Source organism: Paraburkholderia flagellata, assembly GCF_021390645.1.
Lineage (GTDB): Bacteria > Pseudomonadota > Gammaproteobacteria > Burkholderiales > Burkholderiaceae > Paraburkholderia > Paraburkholderia flagellata.
The window spans coordinates 2,412,331-2,429,738 of the sequence record NZ_JAJEJT010000001.1; the positions used below are offsets into that span (position 1 = coordinate 2,412,331).

General features: G+C 63.8%; 18 protein-coding genes. 6 read left to right on the top strand and 12 right to left on the bottom strand.

Annotated elements, in window-relative coordinates; all coding sequences use genetic code 11:
• Window positions 1-3: 3 nt before the first annotated feature.
• Complete coding sequence (locus L0U83_RS10790; RefSeq protein ID WP_233882556.1) at window positions 4-474, top strand: GNAT family acetyltransferase; 471 nt, start codon at window positions 4-6, stop codon at window positions 472-474.
• Between the two features lie 106 nt (window positions 475-580).
• Here L0U83_RS10790 and L0U83_RS10795 read toward each other — a convergent pair whose 3' ends face one another.
• From L0U83_RS10795 to L0U83_RS10825, 7 genes are all read right to left on the bottom strand, one after another.
• Entirely contained in the window at window positions 581-1,297 is a 717-nt protein-coding gene (locus tag L0U83_RS10795) for an ABC transporter ATP-binding protein (protein WP_233882559.1), read from the bottom strand.
• Complete coding sequence (locus tag L0U83_RS10800) at window positions 1,297-2,073, bottom strand: ABC transporter ATP-binding protein (RefSeq protein ID WP_233882562.1); 777 nt, start codon at window positions 2,071-2,073, stop codon at window positions 1,297-1,299. The genes L0U83_RS10795 and L0U83_RS10800 overlap by 1 nt, the downstream gene beginning before the upstream one ends.
• 15 nt (window positions 2,074-2,088) lie before the next feature.
• The gene (locus L0U83_RS10805) at window positions 2,089-3,258 is read right to left on the bottom strand and encodes an ABC transporter permease subunit (RefSeq protein ID WP_233882564.1); all 1,170 of its coding nucleotides are present in this window, start codon (window positions 3,256-3,258) and stop codon (window positions 2,089-2,091) included.
• Between the two features lie 16 nt (window positions 3,259-3,274).
• Window positions 3,275-4,225 carry a branched-chain amino acid ABC transporter permease gene (locus L0U83_RS10810; protein ID WP_233882567.1) on the bottom strand — a complete coding sequence of 317 codons (951 nt, stop codon included), beginning with the start codon at window positions 4,223-4,225 and terminating at the stop codon, window positions 3,275-3,277.
• A 280-nt stretch (window positions 4,226-4,505) separates the two neighbouring features.
• Window positions 4,506-4,739: a hypothetical protein gene (locus L0U83_RS10815; RefSeq protein WP_233882568.1), complete on the bottom strand. Its 234-nt coding sequence runs from the start codon at window positions 4,737-4,739 to the stop codon at window positions 4,506-4,508.
• A 550-nt stretch (window positions 4,740-5,289) separates the two neighbouring features.
• The gene (gene ispH, locus L0U83_RS10820; RefSeq protein WP_233882569.1) at window positions 5,290-6,261 is read right to left on the bottom strand and encodes a 4-hydroxy-3-methylbut-2-enyl diphosphate reductase; all 972 of its coding nucleotides are present in this window, start codon (window positions 6,259-6,261) and stop codon (window positions 5,290-5,292) included.
• 5 nt (window positions 6,262-6,266) lie between these two features.
• Complete coding sequence (locus L0U83_RS10825) at window positions 6,267-6,722, bottom strand: FKBP-type peptidyl-prolyl cis-trans isomerase (RefSeq protein ID WP_201695416.1); 456 nt, start codon at window positions 6,720-6,722, stop codon at window positions 6,267-6,269.
• A 189-nt stretch (window positions 6,723-6,911) separates the two neighbouring features.
• Between L0U83_RS10825 and radC the strand changes: the two genes are divergently transcribed.
• The 4 genes from radC (at window position 6,912) to nadB (ending at window position 10,291) form a co-directional block, all read left to right on the top strand.
• The gene (radC, locus tag L0U83_RS10830; RefSeq protein WP_233882570.1) at window positions 6,912-7,736 is read left to right on the top strand and encodes a RadC family protein; all 825 of its coding nucleotides are present in this window, start codon (window positions 6,912-6,914) and stop codon (window positions 7,734-7,736) included.
• Between the two features lie 270 nt (window positions 7,737-8,006).
• Entirely contained in the window at window positions 8,007-8,240 is a 234-nt protein-coding gene (gene rpmB, locus L0U83_RS10835; protein WP_027794135.1) for a 50S ribosomal protein L28, read from the top strand.
• A gap of 10 nt (window positions 8,241-8,250) precedes the next feature.
• Window positions 8,251-8,418 (top strand): 50S ribosomal protein L33, encoded by a 168-nt coding sequence (rpmG, locus tag L0U83_RS10840; RefSeq protein ID WP_027817504.1) that lies wholly within the window; start codon window positions 8,251-8,253, stop codon window positions 8,416-8,418.
• Between the two features lie 271 nt (window positions 8,419-8,689).
• Window positions 8,690-10,291, top strand: a complete 1,602-nt coding sequence (nadB, locus tag L0U83_RS10845; protein ID WP_233882571.1) for an L-aspartate oxidase — start codon at window positions 8,690-8,692, stop codon at window positions 10,289-10,291.
• A 91-nt stretch (window positions 10,292-10,382) separates the two neighbouring features.
• Here nadB and nadC read toward each other — a convergent pair whose 3' ends face one another.
• The 5 genes from nadC to purN form a co-directional block, all read right to left on the bottom strand.
• The gene (gene nadC / locus L0U83_RS10850; RefSeq protein WP_233882574.1) at window positions 10,383-11,282 is read right to left on the bottom strand and encodes a carboxylating nicotinate-nucleotide diphosphorylase; all 900 of its coding nucleotides are present in this window, start codon (window positions 11,280-11,282) and stop codon (window positions 10,383-10,385) included.
• A complete protein-coding gene (gene nadA, locus L0U83_RS10855; protein ID WP_233882576.1) occupies window positions 11,283-12,413 on the bottom strand; it encodes a quinolinate synthase NadA in 1,131 nt (376 codons plus the stop codon). It lies immediately after the preceding gene.
• Between the two features lie 175 nt (window positions 12,414-12,588).
• Complete coding sequence (locus L0U83_RS10860; RefSeq protein WP_233882584.1) at window positions 12,589-13,785, bottom strand: DesA family fatty acid desaturase; 1,197 nt, start codon at window positions 13,783-13,785, stop codon at window positions 12,589-12,591.
• A 355-nt stretch (window positions 13,786-14,140) separates the two neighbouring features.
• Complete coding sequence (locus L0U83_RS10865; protein WP_233882586.1) at window positions 14,141-15,532, bottom strand: RsmB/NOP family class I SAM-dependent RNA methyltransferase; 1,392 nt, start codon at window positions 15,530-15,532, stop codon at window positions 14,141-14,143.
• On the bottom strand, window positions 15,529-16,188 hold the full coding sequence (gene purN / locus L0U83_RS10870; protein ID WP_233882594.1) for a phosphoribosylglycinamide formyltransferase: 660 nt from the start codon (window positions 16,186-16,188) through the stop codon (window positions 15,529-15,531). The genes L0U83_RS10865 and purN overlap by 4 nt, the downstream gene beginning before the upstream one ends.
• A gap of 179 nt (window positions 16,189-16,367) precedes the next feature.
• Here purN and L0U83_RS10875 point away from each other — a divergent pair, with 179 nt between their 5' ends.
• Window positions 16,368-17,363, top strand: coding sequence for a bifunctional riboflavin kinase/FAD synthetase (locus L0U83_RS10875; protein WP_233882601.1), 996 nt, complete (start codon window positions 16,368-16,370; stop codon window positions 17,361-17,363).
• Window positions 17,364-17,408: the final 45 nt, after the last annotated feature.

The window sequence follows — 17,408 nt, forward strand, 5'->3', positions numbered from 1 at the left end:
GCGATGTCCGTCACGATCCGCGTGTTCAGCGAAGCCGATACCGAAGCGGTGATCGCGCTCTGGCTGCAGGCGTTTCCCGAGTACAACGACACGAGCCGGCCGCACCGCAATCCGCGGCTGTCGATCGCGAACAAGCTCGGCACGCAGCCGGAGCTTTTCTTCGTCGCGATTCGCAACGACGGCGACGTTGACGGCGCGCTCGTCGGCACGGCGATGGCCGGTTACGACGGACATCGCGGCTGGCTCTATTCGGTCGCAGTCGCCCCCGAAGCGCGCCGTCATGGTCTCGGCACGCGGCTCGTGCGCCATGCGGAAAACGCGCTGGCCACGATGGGCTGCCTGAAGCTGAACCTTCAGGTGCTCACCGACAAGGCCGAGGTGCTCGCGTTCTACGAGCGGCTCGGCTATCGCACCGATGCCGTCGTGAGTCTCGGCAAGCGGCTCACCGTGCAGGAGTCCGAAGCGGTCGTCTAGACTTATTGGTCGATGCCATGAATAAAGCCGCATGGGTTTCCACCCATGCGGCTTTTGTTTTATGCGGTCGCGAGGACCGCAACGCCATGCAGCTTATTCGCCGAGCTCATTCACCCAGGTACGCCGCGCGCACCTTCGGATCGTCGAGCATCTGCTTGGCTTCGCCTTCCATCGTCACGAGGCCCGAGTCCATCACGTAACCGCGATTGGCGGCCTGCAGCGCGAGGCGTGCGTTCTGCTCCACGAGCAGCACCGTGATGCCTTCCGACGAGATCGTGCGCACCACTTCGAAGATCTTCTCGACCATGATCGGCGAGAGACCCATCGACGGTTCATCGAGCAACAGAAGCTTCGGCTTGCTGATGATCGCGCGCGCCATGGCCAGCATCTGCTGCTCGCCGCCCGAGAGCGTGCCTGCGAGCTGCGTGGCGCGTTCCTTCAGGCGCGGGAAGAAGCCGAACATACGATCGACGTCCTTCTGGATGCCGTCGCTGTCGCTGCGCAGGTACGCACCCATCTGCATGTTTTCGAGAATCGACATGCGCGCGAAGATGCCGCGACCTTCCGGCACCATCGCGAGGCCGCGCTTGAGCAGTTCGTATGCCGGCACGCCCTTGATCGACTGGCCCATGTACTCGATGTCGCCCGCCGCGTACGGCTTCAGACCCGTGATGGCCTTCATCGTCGTGGTCTTGCCCGCGCCGTTCGCGCCGATCAGCGTGACGAGTTCGCCCTGGCGGACTTCCATGTCCACGCCCTTGACCGCCTGGATCCCGCCGTAATTGACCTGCAGACCCTTGATTTTCAGAACCGATGTCGACATCAGTGAACCCCCGCACCCAGATATGCCTCGATCACCTTCGGGTCCTTCTGCACGTCTTGCGGCAGCCCCTCGGAGATCACCTTGCCATAGTCGAGCACTGTCATCCGGTTGCACAGGCCCATCACCAGTTTCACGTCGTGCTCGATCAGCAGGATGGTCTTGCCATCGGTGCGGATCTTGTCGAGCAGGCGCGTGAGTTCGACCTTCTCGGTCGCGTTCATGCCGGCCGCCGGCTCGTCGAGCGCGAGCAGCTTCGGATCGGTTGCAAGCGCGCGCGCGATTTCCAGACGGCGCTGGTGGCCGTACGAGAGGTTGCGCGACGTGTAGTCCGCGTACTGCGCGATGCCCACGTATTCGAGCAGTTCGATCGCGCGTTCCTTGATCTCGCGCTCTTCCTTGCGCTCCGACGGCGTCTGGAACACGGCGCCCAGCAGACCGTGCTTCGTGCGCACGTGGCGGCCGACCATCACGTTTTCGAGCGCGGTCATGCCGCCGAACAGGCGAATGTTCTGGAACGTGCGCGCAATCCCGGCTTGCGCCACCTGATAAACGGCGGTCGGCGTATAGGCCGTGCCGTCGAGCTTGAATTCGCCCGAGTCAGGCGTGTAGAGACCGGTGATCACGTTGAAGAACGTGGTCTTGCCGGCGCCGTTCGGACCGATCAGGCCGTAGATCGTGCCTTCCTCGATCTGCAGGCCGACATCGGACAGCGCCTGCAGGCCGCCGAAGCGCTTGTTCACGCCCTTCACGGACAGGCGGATGGATTTGTTGCTCATAGTCTGGTCTCCCCGTTATGCGCGAACCGGCTTCTTGCTGGCGCGCTTGGCGATCTTGGCAATCTTGTCTTCATGCTTCGCCGCGGGCCACAGGCCTTCCGAGCGATACAGCATGATGACGACCATGGCGAGACCGTAGAGCAGCTGGCGAATGACTTCCGTATCGACGATTTCGTGGCCGAACAGCATGTGCTGGAGCGGGCCCATCGTCGAGCGCAGGAACTCGGGGAAAATGGCGAGCAGCACGGCGCCGAGAATCACGCCAGGGATGTGGCCCATACCGCCCAGCACCACGCAGGCGAGCACGACGACCGATTCCCAGAACGTGAACGATTCCGGCGACACGAAGCCCTGGAACGCACCGAACATCGCGCCCGAAAGACCGCCGAACGACGCACCCATCGCGAACGCGAGCAGCTTGACGTTACGGGTGTTGATGCCCATCGCCTTGGCGGCGATTTCGTCTTCGCGGATCGCAGCCCATGCACGGCCAATGCGCGAGTGCTGCAGACGCGTACACACCCAGATCACGAGCAGCGCGCAGATCACGAACACGTAGTAGTACATGTACACCGACGTGAACGTGAAGCCGAGGATCTCGTGCGGCTGCGCAAGATTGAAGCCGAAGACCTGCAAAGGCGCGACACCGGTAATGCCCTGCGGCCCGTTGGTGATGTTCACCGGACGGTCGAGGTTGTTCATGAAGATACGAACGATTTCCCCGAAGCCCAGCGTCACGATCGCGAGGTAATCGCCGCGCAGACGCAGCGTCGGCGCACCGAGCAGCACGCCAAAGAGCGCGGCGAGCGCCATCGCACACGGGATCACGATCCAGTACGGCGTATGCATGCCGCCCGGGAACATGTTGGCGATCCACGTGAATTGATTCGCGAGGTGTGGCGAGGTCAGCAGCGCGGCCGTGTAGGCGCCCACCGCGTAGAACGCGATATAGCCCAGGTCCAGCAGGCCGGCGAAGCCCACCACCACGTTCAGGCCCAGCGCGAGCATCACGTACAGCATCGCGAAGTCGAGCACGCGCACCCAGTAGTTGCCGCCCGTGGCGCCGACCACGAAGGGCAGCGCAGCCACGACGATGGCGGTCACGATGCCCACGGCGAGCGTACGGGTCGTGTTCTTTTCGGGGATGAGCGTCGTCGACGGCTCGATCGGTTGAATTGAAGTCATGTTGTGCTACTCCCTCTTATGCGCGGTCCGCGACACGTTCGCCCAGCAGCCCCGACGGACGGAACACGAGCACGACGATCAGCACGATGAATGCGAAGACGTCCTGATAGTTACTGCCGAACACCCCGCCGGTCAGGTTGCCGATGTAGCCTGCGCCGAGCTGCTCGATCAGACCGAGCACCACGCCGCCGACCATCGCGCCGCCGAGGTTGCCGATACCGCCCAGCACCGCGGCCGTGAAGGCCTTCATGCCGGGGATGAAACCCATGTAGAAGTGCGCGTTGCCGTATTCCGAGGCGATCATCACGCCGGCCAGCGCCGCGAGCGCCGAGCCGATCATGAACGTGGCCGAGATCACGAAGTTCGGGTTCACGCCCATCAGCGAGGCGTTGTTCGGGTTCTCGGCGATGGCGCGCATGGCGCGGCCGAGCTTGGTCTTGTGCACGAGGATCAGGAGACCCGCCATCACGAGGAACGCGACGACGATGATGACGATTTCCGTCATCGAGATCACGGCGCCCACGCCGGTTTCAGTCGGCTTGATGACGTTGATCGGGTCGGTCGAGATGAGCTGGGGGAACGCGAGCGGATTGCGGCCCCAGATGATCATGGCGAGCGTCTGCAGCAAGATCGAGACACCGATCGCGGTGATCAGCGGTGCGAGGCGCGGCGCCCGGCGCAGCGGCCGGTACGCGACCTTTTCGATCGTGTACCCGACACCCGCGCACACGACCGCGGCGACTGCAAGGGCAATGCACAGCGTGGGAATGTTCCCGAGGCCCGGGAAGTGATTGTGGAGCACGTTGATCGCGGAGAGCGCGACCATGGCGCCCACCATGAGCACGTCGCCGTGCGCGAAGTTGATGATGCCCAGAATCCCGTACACCATGGTGTAGCCCAGAGCGATGATGGCGTAAATGCTGCCAAGCACCAGCCCGTTCAGGATCTGCTGGATGAAAATATCCATTTAATGCTCCTTAGCCCGTGCAACCGGATTCGCGCTCGTCATCGGCCGGTGGGCGATGTTTTACGGAACCGCAACGACACTTTCGGGTATTGAAGTAAAAACCGGTAACGGTTGGCCGCCCTGGTTCGCGTTGTCGCTGTGTTGCAGCGGCAGGCTCGCCAAAAGCGGATGCAAAAACGGCACCGTCGGATGGTTCGGTGCCGTCGGGTTCAATCAACTACGCGTCATATTCGCGTTGACGTATTCGCGACGAGCCTTGCGGCCCGCAAACGCGAATGCGTCAATCCATGACTCCCTCTCCCCGGCCGCCCACGCACTTCAGGATCTCACCTGCGAGATCGATTGCACCCAGGCGGCGAACCGGCATGACAACGCCGATGCATGCAAAAGCAATCTGCATGCCAGGAATGATGGATGTTGCGCTCATGCCCGTCTCGTTATGGCGGCTGTGCCACGCATTGCGCAGCGCAACCGCATTAATCGATGACGCGGAAAAAGCAGACTTGAATTGCATTAATCAGGTCTCCTGCGCCTTCCGAAATGCTTGCCTGATGGCCTTCTCAACGCTATCCAGCCTTCAGAACGCGCGCATTGTAACGCCAATTATGCGACGGGCAATATTGTTGAACCGACAGGGTTTTCCTGCATTGCAACCATATTTTTAGATAACCGTATGAGTCGGGTTGCACCATAGGTTGCGCCGCATTTTCGTGCACCAGTTGCACCAAAAATCGACGAGCTTCACATCATGTGTTGCAGAAAATTGCCGCAATGCCTTGTCGGGCGGGCATTGGATCAAATGAATGGTATTTAAGGGAGAGCATAAAAATGCTTCCCCGGCGTGGTGCATTCATGTCGCAAGCGTGTCAATCGCGCCATAAATTCGGGGTCACACCACGCGATTCGATGCAGCACTCTAGCGAAAACACTAATAAGAACCCCTCGCCAATGTGAGGTTAACCGCTCTTTTCTCTTAATATGGCCCTTTTTATTGATGTCCCGCACGCGTCGCGGACATAAAAAAACGCGCCGGATGGGCGCGTTCTTGCAGGGAGCGGGTAGCTTCAGACCGGCTGGCCAAGTCCGCGCGGCAAGGGGAACGCAATGTTCTCCTCGATGCCTTCGAGCGCGCGAACGTTGCGCGCACCGAGTTCATGCAGGCGGCGAATGATTTCCTGCGCAAGCGCCTCGGGAGCCGACGCGCCTGCCGTCAGACCGATCCGGCGCTTGCCGGCGAGCCACTGCGGGTCGATCTGCTCAGGGGCGTCCACCATATAGGCGGGAATGCCGCGCTTCTCAGCCACTTCGCGCAACCGGTTCGAATTGGAACTGTTCGGGCTACCCACCACGATCACGACATCGCACTGCGGCGCCATGAACTTGACGGCGTCCTGGCGATTCTGCGTGGCGTAGCAGATGTCCTGCTTCTTCGGCTCGCGAATCGCGGGAAAGCGCGCCTTGAGCGCCGAGATGATCTCCGCGGCATCGTCCACCGAGAGCGTGGTTTGCGTGACGAACGCCACGCGCTGCGGATCGCGCAGCTTGAGCGCGTCGACGTCGGCAATGTCTTCGACGAGGTACATGCCCTCGGCCACCTGCCCCATCGTGCCTTCCACTTCCGGATGGCCCTTGTGCCCGATCATGACGATGTCGAGCCCTTCGTCGCGCATCTTCGCGACTTCCACGTGCACCTTCGTGACAAGCGGGCAGGTCGCGTCGTAGACGCGCAGGCCGCGCGCCTCGGCGTCGGCACGCACGGACTTGGAGACGCCGTGCGCGCTGAAAATCACCGTGTTGCCGGACGGGACCTCATCGAGCTGCTCGATGAAGATCGCCCCCTTCTTGCGCAGGTCTTCGACGACATACGCGTTGTGGACGATCTCGTGACGCACGTAGATCGGTGCGCCGTGAAGCTGGATCGCACGTTCGACGATCTCGATGGCCCGGTCGACGCCGGCGCAGAAGCCGCGCGGCTGGGCGAGCAGGATTTCCGCGTCAGCCAGGTCTGCGGTGAGGGACGTGTCCGTGTTGGTCATGGGCTTTAAAGGATTCCGATGATTTGCACTTCGAACGCAACCGCCTGGCCAGCGAGCGGGTGGTTGAAATCGAACAGGGCGGAGGTCTCGTTGACTTCCTTGAGCACACCCGCGTAGCGGCCGCCGTTGGGCGCATTGAACTCGATCAGGTCGCCAGGGCTGAACTCCTCGCCGATCATGCCGTTCTCGCGCAGGGTCTTGAGCGAGACGCGCTGGATCAGGTCGGGGTTGCGCTGGCCGAAAGCGACGCCCGGTTCTAGCTGAAAGGTCGAGTGGTGACCCACCTTCAGGCCCTGCAAAATATCTTCCAGCGGCGGCGCGAGCTGGCCGGCACCCATCAGCAGGGTGGCGGGACGGTCGACAAAGGTATTGACGATTTCGGTGCCATCGGCGAGCGAAAGCCGGTAATGCAGCGTCACGTGGGAACCCGGTTTCACTTCGGAGATGTCGATGATGCTCATGCGTAACTCTTTTCGTCGGAACGCGCGCTTCGCGCGTGCGCGCCGCAAGGCGCCGGCCCGGCCTGCCTTGGGCGGCCGGAAAATATCTATTGTAAGCCAGTTGGCCGGGGCGGTCTCGGCACGATTGTGCAGTGCCACCGCCCGCGCTCGCGTGCGCTGCGCGTTCCTGATTTGTTTGCGGAGATTGCCATGACCGAACTTGCCTGCATGCCAGACACGGCGCCCGGCACCATTGGCGGCGCCCTCGCCGGCCGCCCGCACGGTCTGGGTTGTGCGGAGCGCGGCCCAGGCGACACCGCACTTCCCGCGCCGGCTGTGCCCGCGGCGTCGGACCGCAATGTCACGGCGCCCGCGGCACGGCGCCGCGACATGCCCCGAGAGCGACTGCGCACGGCGGGCGCGGCTGCACTATCGGACGCGGAGCTGCTCGCGATCCTGCTCGGCTCCGGCTTGCCGGGCCACGACGTCTTCGAGGTGGCCCGCACGCTCCTGGTCCAATTCGGATCGCTGCGCGCCATGCTCGACGCGCAGCGCGAAGAGTTCGAGGCCCTGCGCGGCATCGGCCCCGCGAAAGCGTCGATGCTGCAAGCGGTGACCGAACTCGCGCGGCGCGCCCTCGCCGAAGCGCTCGACGACAAGCCGCTCGTCGACTCACCAGGCGCGGTCGAGGACTATTTGCGTCTTCTGATCGGCGGGCGGCCGCACGAGGTGTTCGTTTGCCTCTTTCTGGATGCGCGCCATCGGCTGATCCGCTCGGAGGAAAGCTCGCGCGGCTCGCTCACGCGCATGGCGGTGTATCCTCGTGAAATCGTGCGGCGCGCGCTAACGCTCAATGCCGCGAGCCTGATCGTCGCCCATAATCACCCTTCAGGCGCGGTGCAGCCGAGCGCGAGCGACCGGCGCCTCACGCGGGTGTTGCGCGAAACGCTGGCGCTCGTGGAGGTCCAACTCATCGACCACCTGGTCATCGGCACACGGGAGACGTTTTCCTTTGCGCGCCATGGCTGGAGCTGAGGCTGCCGCGCGTAGGTGCAACTGCGGGAATCTACGGCGCCGCACAACAACATGTGCAAATCGTGTTTGATTTTCCAGGGATTTTTCTGCTAGAATCTCGGTTTGCCTATTTCCAACCCTGTTCTGAAAGCCATCAAGGCCTTCCAGGGGAAATATGGCCTGGGTTCGAGGTTGTCTCTCATCCATACGTGAGCGCTCTCTTTTCCGGCCATTTCTCGCCCTGGGAAACTTAAGCGGCTCTCGAACTCAGAATTCCGTAGGAGTGTACTTATGGCACGCGTATGCCAAGTCACTGGGAAAGCGCCGATGAGCGGCAACAACGTTTCCCACGCTAACAACAAGACCAAGCGCCGTTTCCTCCCGAATCTGCAAAACCGCCGATTCTGGGTTGAAAGCGAAAACCGTTGGGTGCGTCTGCGCATCTCGAACGCAGGCCTGCGCCTGATCGACAAGAACGGCATCGATTCCGTGCTCGCAGACCTGCGCGCACGCGGCGAACTGTAAGGAGTAAATCATGGCCAAGGGTATCCGCGACAAGATCAAGCTCGAGTCGACCGCAGGCACGGGTCACTTCTACACGACCACGAAGAACAAGCGCAACATGCCGGAAAAAATGTCGATCAAGAAGTTCGACCCGGTTGTTCGCAAGCACGTCGAGTACAAGGAAACCAAGATCAAGTAATTGATCGGGTTTCGAGCCTGACGAAGACAGAAAAACCCCGCTTTCTAGCGGGGTTTTTCTTTTTGCGCGCCCGCGCCGCCTCGGTTCGCGCCATGCAACGGTGTTTTAACGGCAGCGCCCTAACTGCCGCTATCCGCTCGCTCCTCTCTCGGAGTATGCTTCCCGCTTTATACCGGCTGCCACACGCGTGTCATATGCCTGCGACGGCGCAGGACCGCGGCAAACGCGGCGGCCGGAAAGCGTAGAACAAGAGAGACGGAGAAGCAGGATCATGAATTTCGATGTAGCGATCGTCGGCAGCGGCCTCGCAGGACTGAGCGTCGCGCTGAATCTCGCCGACTCGCGTCGCGTCGTCATCATTGCCAAGCGCGCGATGACCGAAGGCGCGAGCGACCGCGCGCAAGGCGGTATTGCCGCCGTGCTCGATTCGGCCGACAGCGTGGAAAACCACGTGGACGATACGCTCGTCGCGGGCGGCGGCCTGTGCGACGAGGCGGCAACGCGCTACATCGTCGAGCATGGCCGCGAGGCTATCGAATGGCTGATCGCCCAGGACGTGCCGTTCACGAAGGACGCCGCAGCCGAACTCGGCTTTCACCTCACGCGCGAAGGCGGCCACAGTCATCGCCGCATCATCCATGCGGCCGACGCCACCGGCCACGCCGTCGTGCAAACGCTACTCGAGCGCGCCCGCTCGCACCCGAACATCACGATCCTCGAAGACCATCAGGCGATCGACGTCATCACATCTGACCGCCTGGGCCTGCCGGGCCGCCGTTGCCACGGCCTGTATGCGCTCGATCTGAAGAACGACCGCACGGTGACGATCCAGGCGCCGCACACGGTGCTCGCCACGGGCGGCGCGGGCAAGGTCTACCTCTACACGACGAATCCCGACACGGCCACCGGCGACGGCATCGCCATGGCGTGGCGCGCGGGCTGCCGCGTGGCGAACATGGAGTTCATCCAGTTCCACCCCACCTGCCTCTTTCACCCGCACGCCAAGTCGTTCCTCATTTCCGAAGCCGTGCGTGGCGAAGGCGGCGTGCTGCGCCTGCCGGACGGCACGCGCTTCATGCCCGCGCACGACGCACGCGCCGAGTTAGCGCCGCGCGATATCGTCGCGCGCGCGATCGACTTCGAGATCAAGAAGCACGGCATCGACTGCGTGCATCTCGACATCAGCCATCAGCCGCCGGCTTTTCTCGAGGAGCACTTCCCGACCATCCTCGCGCGCTGCCGCGAGTTCGGTATCGACATCACGAAGGAGGCGATTCCGGTTGTGCCCGCCGCGCACTATACCTGCGGCGGCGTCGTCACCGATCTGGCCGGGCGCACCGATCTCGCGGGCCTCTACGCCGTGGGCGAGACCTCGTACACAGGCCTGCACGGCGCGAACCGTCTCGCGAGCAATTCGCTGCTCGAGTGCCTCGTGATCGGCCGCTCGGCCGCCGGGGCGATCGAGGAAGAAGGCTTCAGCGCTGGCGCGCATGCGCCTCTGCCGGATTGGGATGAAAGCCGCGTTTCCGATTCTGACGAGGAAGTCGTCGTTGCCCACAACTGGGACGAGTTGCGCCGGCTGATGTGGAACTACGTCGGCATCGTGCGCACCGACAAGCGGCTCGAGCGCGCGCAGCATCGCATCGCCCTGCTGCGTGATGAAATTCTCGAGTACTACGCGAATTTCCGCGTCACGCGCGACCTGCTGGAATTGCGCAACCTCGTCGAAGTCGCTTCGCTGATCGTGGAAAGTGCGCGCTCGCGCCGCGAAAGCCGCGGCCTGCACTACAGCCGTGACTGGCCGAACTCGCTGCCCAAGGCGCTGCCGACCGTGCTCGCGCCGGAACGCGTACGCAATCGCACGGTTTCGTAAGACCTCCGTACTAAACGCGCCGCAAAAACAAAGGCCGCCTCAATCGCGAGGCGGCCTTTTCGTTTCGCGTCAGCCCAACGAACTTGCGGATTCAGACAATGCGCATCGAGAAGTCCGTCGCGCGCACGTCTTTCGTCAGTGCGCCAATCGATACCCGGTCCACTCCGGTTTCCGCGATCGTGCGCACCGTGTCGAAGTTCACGCCGCCCGAGACTTCGAGCACCGCACGCCCCGCCGTGAGCTTCACCGCGTCGCGCATCATGTCGAACGAGAAGTTGTCGAGCAGAACCGACCTGGCGCCGTGCGCAAGCGCCGTTTCAAGCTGTTCGAGCGTCTCGACCTCGATCTGGATCGGCACGCCCGCATCGAGCGCCAGTGCAGCGTCCATCGCCGCGTCCACGCCGCCCGCCGCCGCGATGTGGTTTTCCTTGATCAGGATGCCGTCGTAAAGCGCGAGGCGCTGGTTTACACCGCCGCCCACGCGGACCGCGTACTTCTGCGCGAGGCGCAGGCCGGGCAGCGTCTTGCGTGTATCCAGAATGCGCGTTTGCGTATGCGCGATCATGTCGACGTAGCGGCGCGTCACGCTCGCCACGCCCGAAAGCAGTTGCAGGAAGTTCATCGCGTTGCGCTCGGCCGTGAGCAGCGAGCGCGCCGGACCACGCAGCGAGCACACGGTCGTGTCGGCGGCCATGCGGTCGCCTTCGCGATAGTGCCAGCGCACCTCGATGCGCGGATCGACGTGCTTCACCACGCCGTCGAACCAGAGCACGCCGCACAGCACGGCCTCTTCACGCACGATGATGCGAGCGTCGCGCATTTCGTCGGCGGGCACGAGGCGGCCGGTCTGATCGCCTGCGCCTACGTCTTCTTCGAGCGCGTCGGCCACGTTCCGTACGATCGCGGCGTCGAACGCTGCGCCGTACTGCGCGCGCACTTCATCGAGCACGGGCGAAACGGCATCGACTGCGAGCAATTCGAGTGCACCCATTTACGCCGCCCCCACTTGCGAGAACAGCGCCGTATCGCGCGCGAGGTCGCCGCTCGCCTGCACGCGGCGCTTGTGTTCTGCCGCGAACGCCAGCATGCGATCGATCGGCAGACGCGCACGCTCACCGATCGCGGTATCGACGTGAATCTCGTTGTGGCCACGCTCCAGCACGTCGGCGAGATTCGCGAGGCCGTTCATGGCCATCCACGGGCAATGCGCGCAGCTCTTGCAGGTGGCGCTGTTGCCGGCCGTAGGCGCTTCGATGAAGGTCTTGCCCGGCGCCGCGAGGCGCATCTTGTGGAGGATGCCCAAGTCGGTCGCGACGATGAAGCGTTGCGCGTCGAGCTTCACGGCGGCATCGATAAGTTGCGTGGTCGAGCCGACCACGTCCGCAAGCGCGACGACACCTTCCGGCGATTCGGGGTGGACGAGAATCTTCGCGTCCGGGTATTCGGCGCGCAGCAGATCGAGTTCGATGCCCTTGAACTCGTCGTGCACGAGGCACGAGCCCTGCCACAGCAACATGTCCGCGCCGGTCTTCTTCTGGATGTAGCTGCCCAGGTGCCGGTCCGGCGCCCACAGAATTTTTTCGCCCCTGGCATGCAGGTCGGCGACGATCTCGAGGCCGATGGACGACGTGACCATCCAGTCCGCACGCGCCTTCACGGCCGCGCTCGTGTTCGCATAGACGACCACAGTGCGATCCGGATGCTCATCGCAAAACGCCGAGAACTCGTCGATCGGGCAGCCCAGGTCGAGCGAACAGGTCGCGTCGAGATCGGGCATGAGAATGCGCTTGTTCGGACTCAGAATCTTCGCCGTCTCCCCCATGAAGCGCACGCCCGCCACGACGAGCGTCTGTGCCTCGTGGTCGCGGCCAAAACGCGCCATCTCGAGCGAATCGGCCACGCAGCCGCCGGTTTCGTCGGCGAGCTCCTGCAATTCGGGGTCCACGTAATAGTGCGCGACAAGCACCGCCTTCTCACGCTTGAGCAACGCGCGAATCCGCTCCTTCAATGCAATGCGCTCCGCTGTGGACGGTGCATCGGGCACGCGCGCCCAAGCCTGTCCAACGCCGCAGACGGCACCCTGCGGCCGGTCGTATTCGACCTTCCTGATTGCCTGACTCATCATCTCCTGCCCCTACCGATCGCCGCGCCATTGAAGCCATTGTGGGGACTCCGGCTTTTTTGCGGCCCAAAAAGAAAAACCCCGCCAGCGCGGGGTTTTGTGACGTCTCGTCATTCTAAAGGATTTTCTTACGCCTCACTGAGAGGCCAAAAACCACTCGGGACGATAGGGCCAATCAGGCGTAACGGCGCAGGCGCGACGCGAATTCCTGCAGCGCCTTGATGCCGCTTTGTTCGGCGCGATGGCACCAATCCTGCAGCTGCGTCAGCAGTTGTTCGCGCGAGGCGCTCGAACGTTCCCAGATCGCGGCCAGTTCGTTGCGCAGTTCGATGTACGTGCGCAGCTTCTGGCTGCTCGCAAAAATTTGCGGAAGCTGGCGCTTCTGCGGCTCGTTCAGGCAGGCTTCTTCCTTGTCGAACCACTTGCGCGCGCCGCGCATGACCTTGTACTTCTCGCGCTCGCCCACTTCCTTGAGGTGCGCGAGTTCCTGGCGGTATGCCTGCTTCACGGTCTTGGCGTAACGCGCCATCACTTCATAGCGATTGGACAGCACGGCCTGCAGCGTTTCGTGATCGGGCACCAGCTTGCCCTTGGTCAGGCGCGGCGTGGGCGCGACCTTCTTCACCTTGGCAAGACCCACCGCCTGCATGATGCGGATGTACATCCAGCCGATATCGAACTCGTACCACTTGTTCGAGAGCTTCGCGGAAGTCGCGAACGTGTGGTGGTTGTTGTGCAGTTCCTCGCCGCCGATGATGATGCCGATCGGAAGAAGGTTCGTGCTTGCGTCAGACGAATTGAAGTTGCGGTAGCCCCAGAAGTGACCGAGGCCATTCACGACGCCAGCCGCCCAGAACGGGATCCACGCCATTTGCACGGCCCAGACGGTAAGGCCGACCGCGCCAAACAGCGCGACGTCGATCACCATCATGATGCTCACGCCGAGAATGGGATAGCGCGTGTAGACGTTGCGCTCCATCCAGTCGTTGGGCGTGCCGTGACTGAAGCGGCGCAGCGTTTCTTCGTTCTTCGCTTCGGCGCGATAGAGCTCAGCGCCTTCGAGCAGCACCTTCCAGATGCCGCGCGTTTGCGGGCTGTGCGGATCTTCTTCCGTTTCGCACTTGGCGTGGTGCTTGCGGTGGATCGCCGCCCACTGGCCCGTGAGCATGCCCGTGGTCATCCACAGCCAGAAACGGAAGAAGTGGCTCGCGATGGGGTGCAGGTCCAGCGCACGGTGCGCCTGGCAGCGGTGCAGGTACACCGTCACGCCGATAATCGTGATGTGGGTGGCCACCGCCGCGAACAGCACGATCTGCCACCACGAGAAATGGAGCACGCCGTGGGCGAGGAAATCAAGCAGGGAGTTCAACAAGGCATTTACCTGTGAAGCGAAGCGCGTCGGCCTTTCAGCCAGGCGCCAGTGTCAAGAAAGTGAAAGCGACTCGATACGGTTGGACGGCATTCTACTAGAACCGTTCCAAGTGTTTGTAACAAAGGGAGATTTTTTTCTTTAATGACCACGGCGTCAACGTCTAAAGGACGCTTCGAGGCGCTTTGCCGCACCCCAACCGGCCCTTTTTCCGACATCTGCCCCCATCTAGTCTTTCACCGCGATCTGCACTTCGCGTAGCTCAACAGTATCGCGATCCCGTGTTCCACGCCTTCTGCGCGGGCCGTCCGGCTCATACCGACCGGACGGTCCCACATCGCGGCTGCCTGCCGCGCGCTTATTCCAACGCGGCGTCCGGCTCGGCGGCTTCGCTTCCCTGCGCCTTTGCGATCGCATCGGACGCCTGCCGCACCGCCGCGGATTCTTCGGGCGTGGTCTGCGCGCCGGCCGCCTTCGTCCTGGGCGTGGCTTCGCCGCGACGCTCCAGCACGGCGGCAAAGAAGCCGTCGGTGGCGTGGCGGTGTGGCCACAGCGCGAGGTAGTCGCCCGTGTCGAGGCCCACGCGCTGCTCGGCCAGCACATCGCGCGCACTCACCAGCACGAAATCGGGGTGCGCCTCGAGGAACTGCTTGACGACCGCTTCGTTCTCGGCTTCGAGAATGCTGCAGGTCGCGTAGACGAGACGGCCGCCTCGCTTGAGCAGGCGCGCCGCGCTCGTGAGAATCGACAGTTGCTTGGGCGCGAGTTCGGCGATCGACTCCGGCGACTGCCGCCACTTGAGGTCGGGGTTGCGGCGCAGCGTGCCGAGGCCCGAGCACGGCGCGTCCACGAGCACGCGGTCGATCTTGCCGACAAGCCGCTTGATCTTGGCGTCATGCTCGCTGTCGATCAGCACCGGATTGACGTTCGAAAGGCCGCTGCGCGCGAGGCGCGGCTTGAGCTTGGCGAGTCGCCGGTCGGACACGTCGAAGGCGTAGAGTCGGCCCGTCGAGCGCATCATTGCCCCGAGTGCCAGCGTCTTGCCGCCCGCGCCCGCGCAGAAGTCCACGACCATCTCGCCGCGGCGCGGAGCGAGGAGCGTGCACAGCAACTGGCTGCCCTCGTCCTGCACCTCGAACCAGCCGTTCTTGAACGAATCGAGCTTCGCGAGCGCAGGCTTGCCCGTCACGCGCACGCCAAAGGGCGCGAACGGCGTTTCGCCGCCTTCGATGCCCGACTCGGACAGCGAGCGAATCAGTTCGTCGCGGTTCGCCTTGATGGGATTGGCACGTAAATCCAACGGCGCCGGGTAGTTCAGCGCGGCGGCCAGCTGCGCGAGTTCGGCGGGCTCGAAGCGCGTTTCCAGCGCCTTCATGATCCATTCCGGCAGATTCAGCTGCACGCGCTGCGGCAGGCTCGCCGGGTCGATCTTCGAAACATGCTCGAGCCACGTGGCCTCGGCGTCGGAAACGAACGGCCGGATCGCCGAGCGGCCCGCCGTCGCCATGAGACCGAGCAGCGTGAGGCGGCGCGTCGGGCTGCCCGTGCCGCTTTCGGCCAGGTGCGCGAACTCCATGCGCCGGCGCAGCACGGCGAACACGGCTTCGGCGATCACACCGCGCTCGGCGTGGCCGAGCTTCGGATGCTCGCGGAAGAAGCGGCTAGTCACCGCATCCGCGGGGCCCGTGAATTTGAGGACGTCGGCGAGCAACGTTTCGGTCTGTCCAATCAGAAATCCATGCAGTCTCATGCGCCCTCCCCGGCGGCTTGCGAGTCGTCAAAGAAGAGCCACTGTGGCTCGGCCGGCGTAAGCGTCACGCGCTCGCCGTCGAGCGCGAGGCGCCCTTCGACGAACCAGCGCACCGCACGCGGATACATCACATGTTCAGTTTTGAGCACACGCGCGGCGAGCGCCGCAGCGTCGTCGCCCGCGCGCACCGGAACCACCGACTGCGCGACGATCGGACCATGATCCAGCGTAGGCGTGACAAAGTGCACCGTCGCGCCGTGCACGCGGCAGCCCGCGTCGAGCGCCTGCTGGTGGGTCTTGAGGCCCGGAAACATCGGCAGCAACGAAGGATGGATGTTAAGCATCCGACCCGAATAATGGCCGACGAACGATTCGGTCAGCACGCGCATGAAGCCCGCCAGCACGACGAGGTCCGGCGCATAGCCGTCGATGACTTGAGCGAGCGCCGCGTCGAAGCTGGCGCGATCGGGAAACTGGCGGTGATCGACCACCGCCGTGGCAATGCCGTTCGAAGCCGCGAACGCGAGGCCCGCGGCGTCAGGACGGTTGGCAATCACGGCGGCAATGCGCGCGCCCCAAGCCTCCTGCGCGCAAGCGCGCACGATGGCTTCCATGTTGCTGCCCCGCCCCGAAATCAGGATAACGAGATTTTTCATCCGCGGATTTTATCATCGGGGGGACCTGCTCAACGCTCGCGCGGCGGCGATCGTCGCCTCGTGCGTTTATAATCTTCTGTTTCGTCGCGGTCCGTGGGCCGCGAGTGGCCAAATCAGAAGGTCCTTAGTACGCGTGCTGCGCCAGCGCGCTTTTCGAGGTTCCACCAGGTTCCGCTATCGTGAGAGTCTTCCGCGGTCTTCCCAATGCCGAAAGCCGCGCGCCCTGCGCGCTGACCATCGGCAATTTCGACGGTGTCCACCGCGGGCATCAGGCATTGCTCGCGCGCGTGCGCGCGGCTGCCGACGCGCGCGGCCTGCCCGTCTGCGTGATGACCTTCGAGCCGCATCCGCGCGAGTTCTTCAACCCGGCGAGCGCCCCGCCGCGCATCGCCATGCTGCGCGACAAGCTCGAGGCGCTGCGCGAAAACGGCGTGGACCGGGTCGTGGTCGAGCATTTCAACCACACGTTCGCAAGCCAGTCGCCCGAGGCGTTCGTCGAGCGCATCATCGTGGGCGGCCTGCACGCGCGCTGGATGATGATCGGCGACGACTTCCGCTATGGCGCCAAGCGCGCGGGCGACTTCGCCTCGCTGCAGGCTGCGGGCGCCCAGCACGGCTTCGAAGTCGAACAGATGGCGACGGTGGCCGACCCCTCGGGCGTGCGCATTTCCAGCTCCGCCGTTCGCGCTCAACTGCACGCGGGCGACCTCGACGCCGCGCGCGCCTCGCTTGGCCGCGGCTATCACATCAGCGCGCACGTCACGCATGGCCTGAAGCTCGGCCGCGACCTTGGCTTCCCCACGATGAACCTGCTGATCGGCCACAAGCGGCCGGCGCTCAAGGGCATCTTCGTCGTGATGGTGCATGGCATGGCCGATCGCCCGCTGCCAGGCGTCGCGAGCCTCGGCCTGCGCCCGACCGTGGACGACTCGGGCCGCGTGCTGCTTGAAGTGCATCTGCTCGACTGGCACGGCGACGCCTACGGCAAGCTCGTGCGCGTCGAGTTCCTCAAGAAGCTGCGCGACGAGGAGAAGTTTCCCGACCTCGAAACGCTCACCGCCGCGATCGCCCGCGACGTGACGAACACCCGCGCGTGGTTCGCCGCCGCGGGCGCCGACGTGGCCGGCGGCGCATCCACCGGCTTCGCCACCTCGGCCACCGACCGAATTAGGTGACCTGCGGCCCGCGTGCGCGGGCTGCCCCGCCCGCAGGCGCCGCAT

Bases quoted from the DNA above. Each gene is read 5' to 3' on its own strand.
- L0U83_RS10790 (WP_233882556.1), top strand. From the start codon at position 4: ATGTCCGTCACGATCCGCGTGTTCAGCGAAGCCGATACCGAAGCGGTG.
- L0U83_RS10795 (WP_233882559.1), bottom strand. From the start codon at position 1,297: ATGTCGACATCGGTTCTGAAAATCAAGGGTCTGCAGGTCAATTACGGC.
- L0U83_RS10800 (WP_233882562.1), bottom strand. From the start codon at position 2,073: ATGAGCAACAAATCCATCCGCCTGTCCGTGAAGGGCGTGAACAAGCGC.
- L0U83_RS10805 (WP_233882564.1), bottom strand. From the start codon at position 3,258: ATGACTTCAATTCAACCGATCGAGCCGTCGACGACGCTCATCCCCGAA.
- L0U83_RS10810 (WP_233882567.1), bottom strand. From the start codon at position 4,225: ATGGATATTTTCATCCAGCAGATCCTGAACGGGCTGGTGCTTGGCAGC.
- L0U83_RS10815 (WP_233882568.1), bottom strand. From the start codon at position 4,739: ATGCAATTCAAGTCTGCTTTTTCCGCGTCATCGATTAATGCGGTTGCG.
- ispH (WP_233882569.1), bottom strand. From the start codon at position 6,261: ATGACCAACACGGACACGTCCCTCACCGCAGACCTGGCTGACGCGGAA.
- L0U83_RS10825 (WP_201695416.1), bottom strand. From the start codon at position 6,722: ATGAGCATCATCGACATCTCCGAAGTGAAACCGGGTTCCCACGTGACG.
- radC (WP_233882570.1), top strand. From the start codon at position 6,912: ATGACCGAACTTGCCTGCATGCCAGACACGGCGCCCGGCACCATTGGC.
- rpmB (WP_027794135.1), top strand. From the start codon at position 8,007: ATGGCACGCGTATGCCAAGTCACTGGGAAAGCGCCGATGAGCGGCAAC.
- rpmG (WP_027817504.1), top strand. From the start codon at position 8,251: ATGGCCAAGGGTATCCGCGACAAGATCAAGCTCGAGTCGACCGCAGGC.
- nadB (WP_233882571.1), top strand. From the start codon at position 8,690: ATGAATTTCGATGTAGCGATCGTCGGCAGCGGCCTCGCAGGACTGAGC.
- nadC (WP_233882574.1), bottom strand. From the start codon at position 11,282: ATGGGTGCACTCGAATTGCTCGCAGTCGATGCCGTTTCGCCCGTGCTC.
- nadA (WP_233882576.1), bottom strand. From the start codon at position 12,413: ATGAGTCAGGCAATCAGGAAGGTCGAATACGACCGGCCGCAGGGTGCC.
- L0U83_RS10865 (WP_233882586.1), bottom strand. From the start codon at position 15,532: ATGAGACTGCATGGATTTCTGATTGGACAGACCGAAACGTTGCTCGCC.
- purN (WP_233882594.1), bottom strand. From the start codon at position 16,188: ATGAAAAATCTCGTTATCCTGATTTCGGGGCGGGGCAGCAACATGGAA.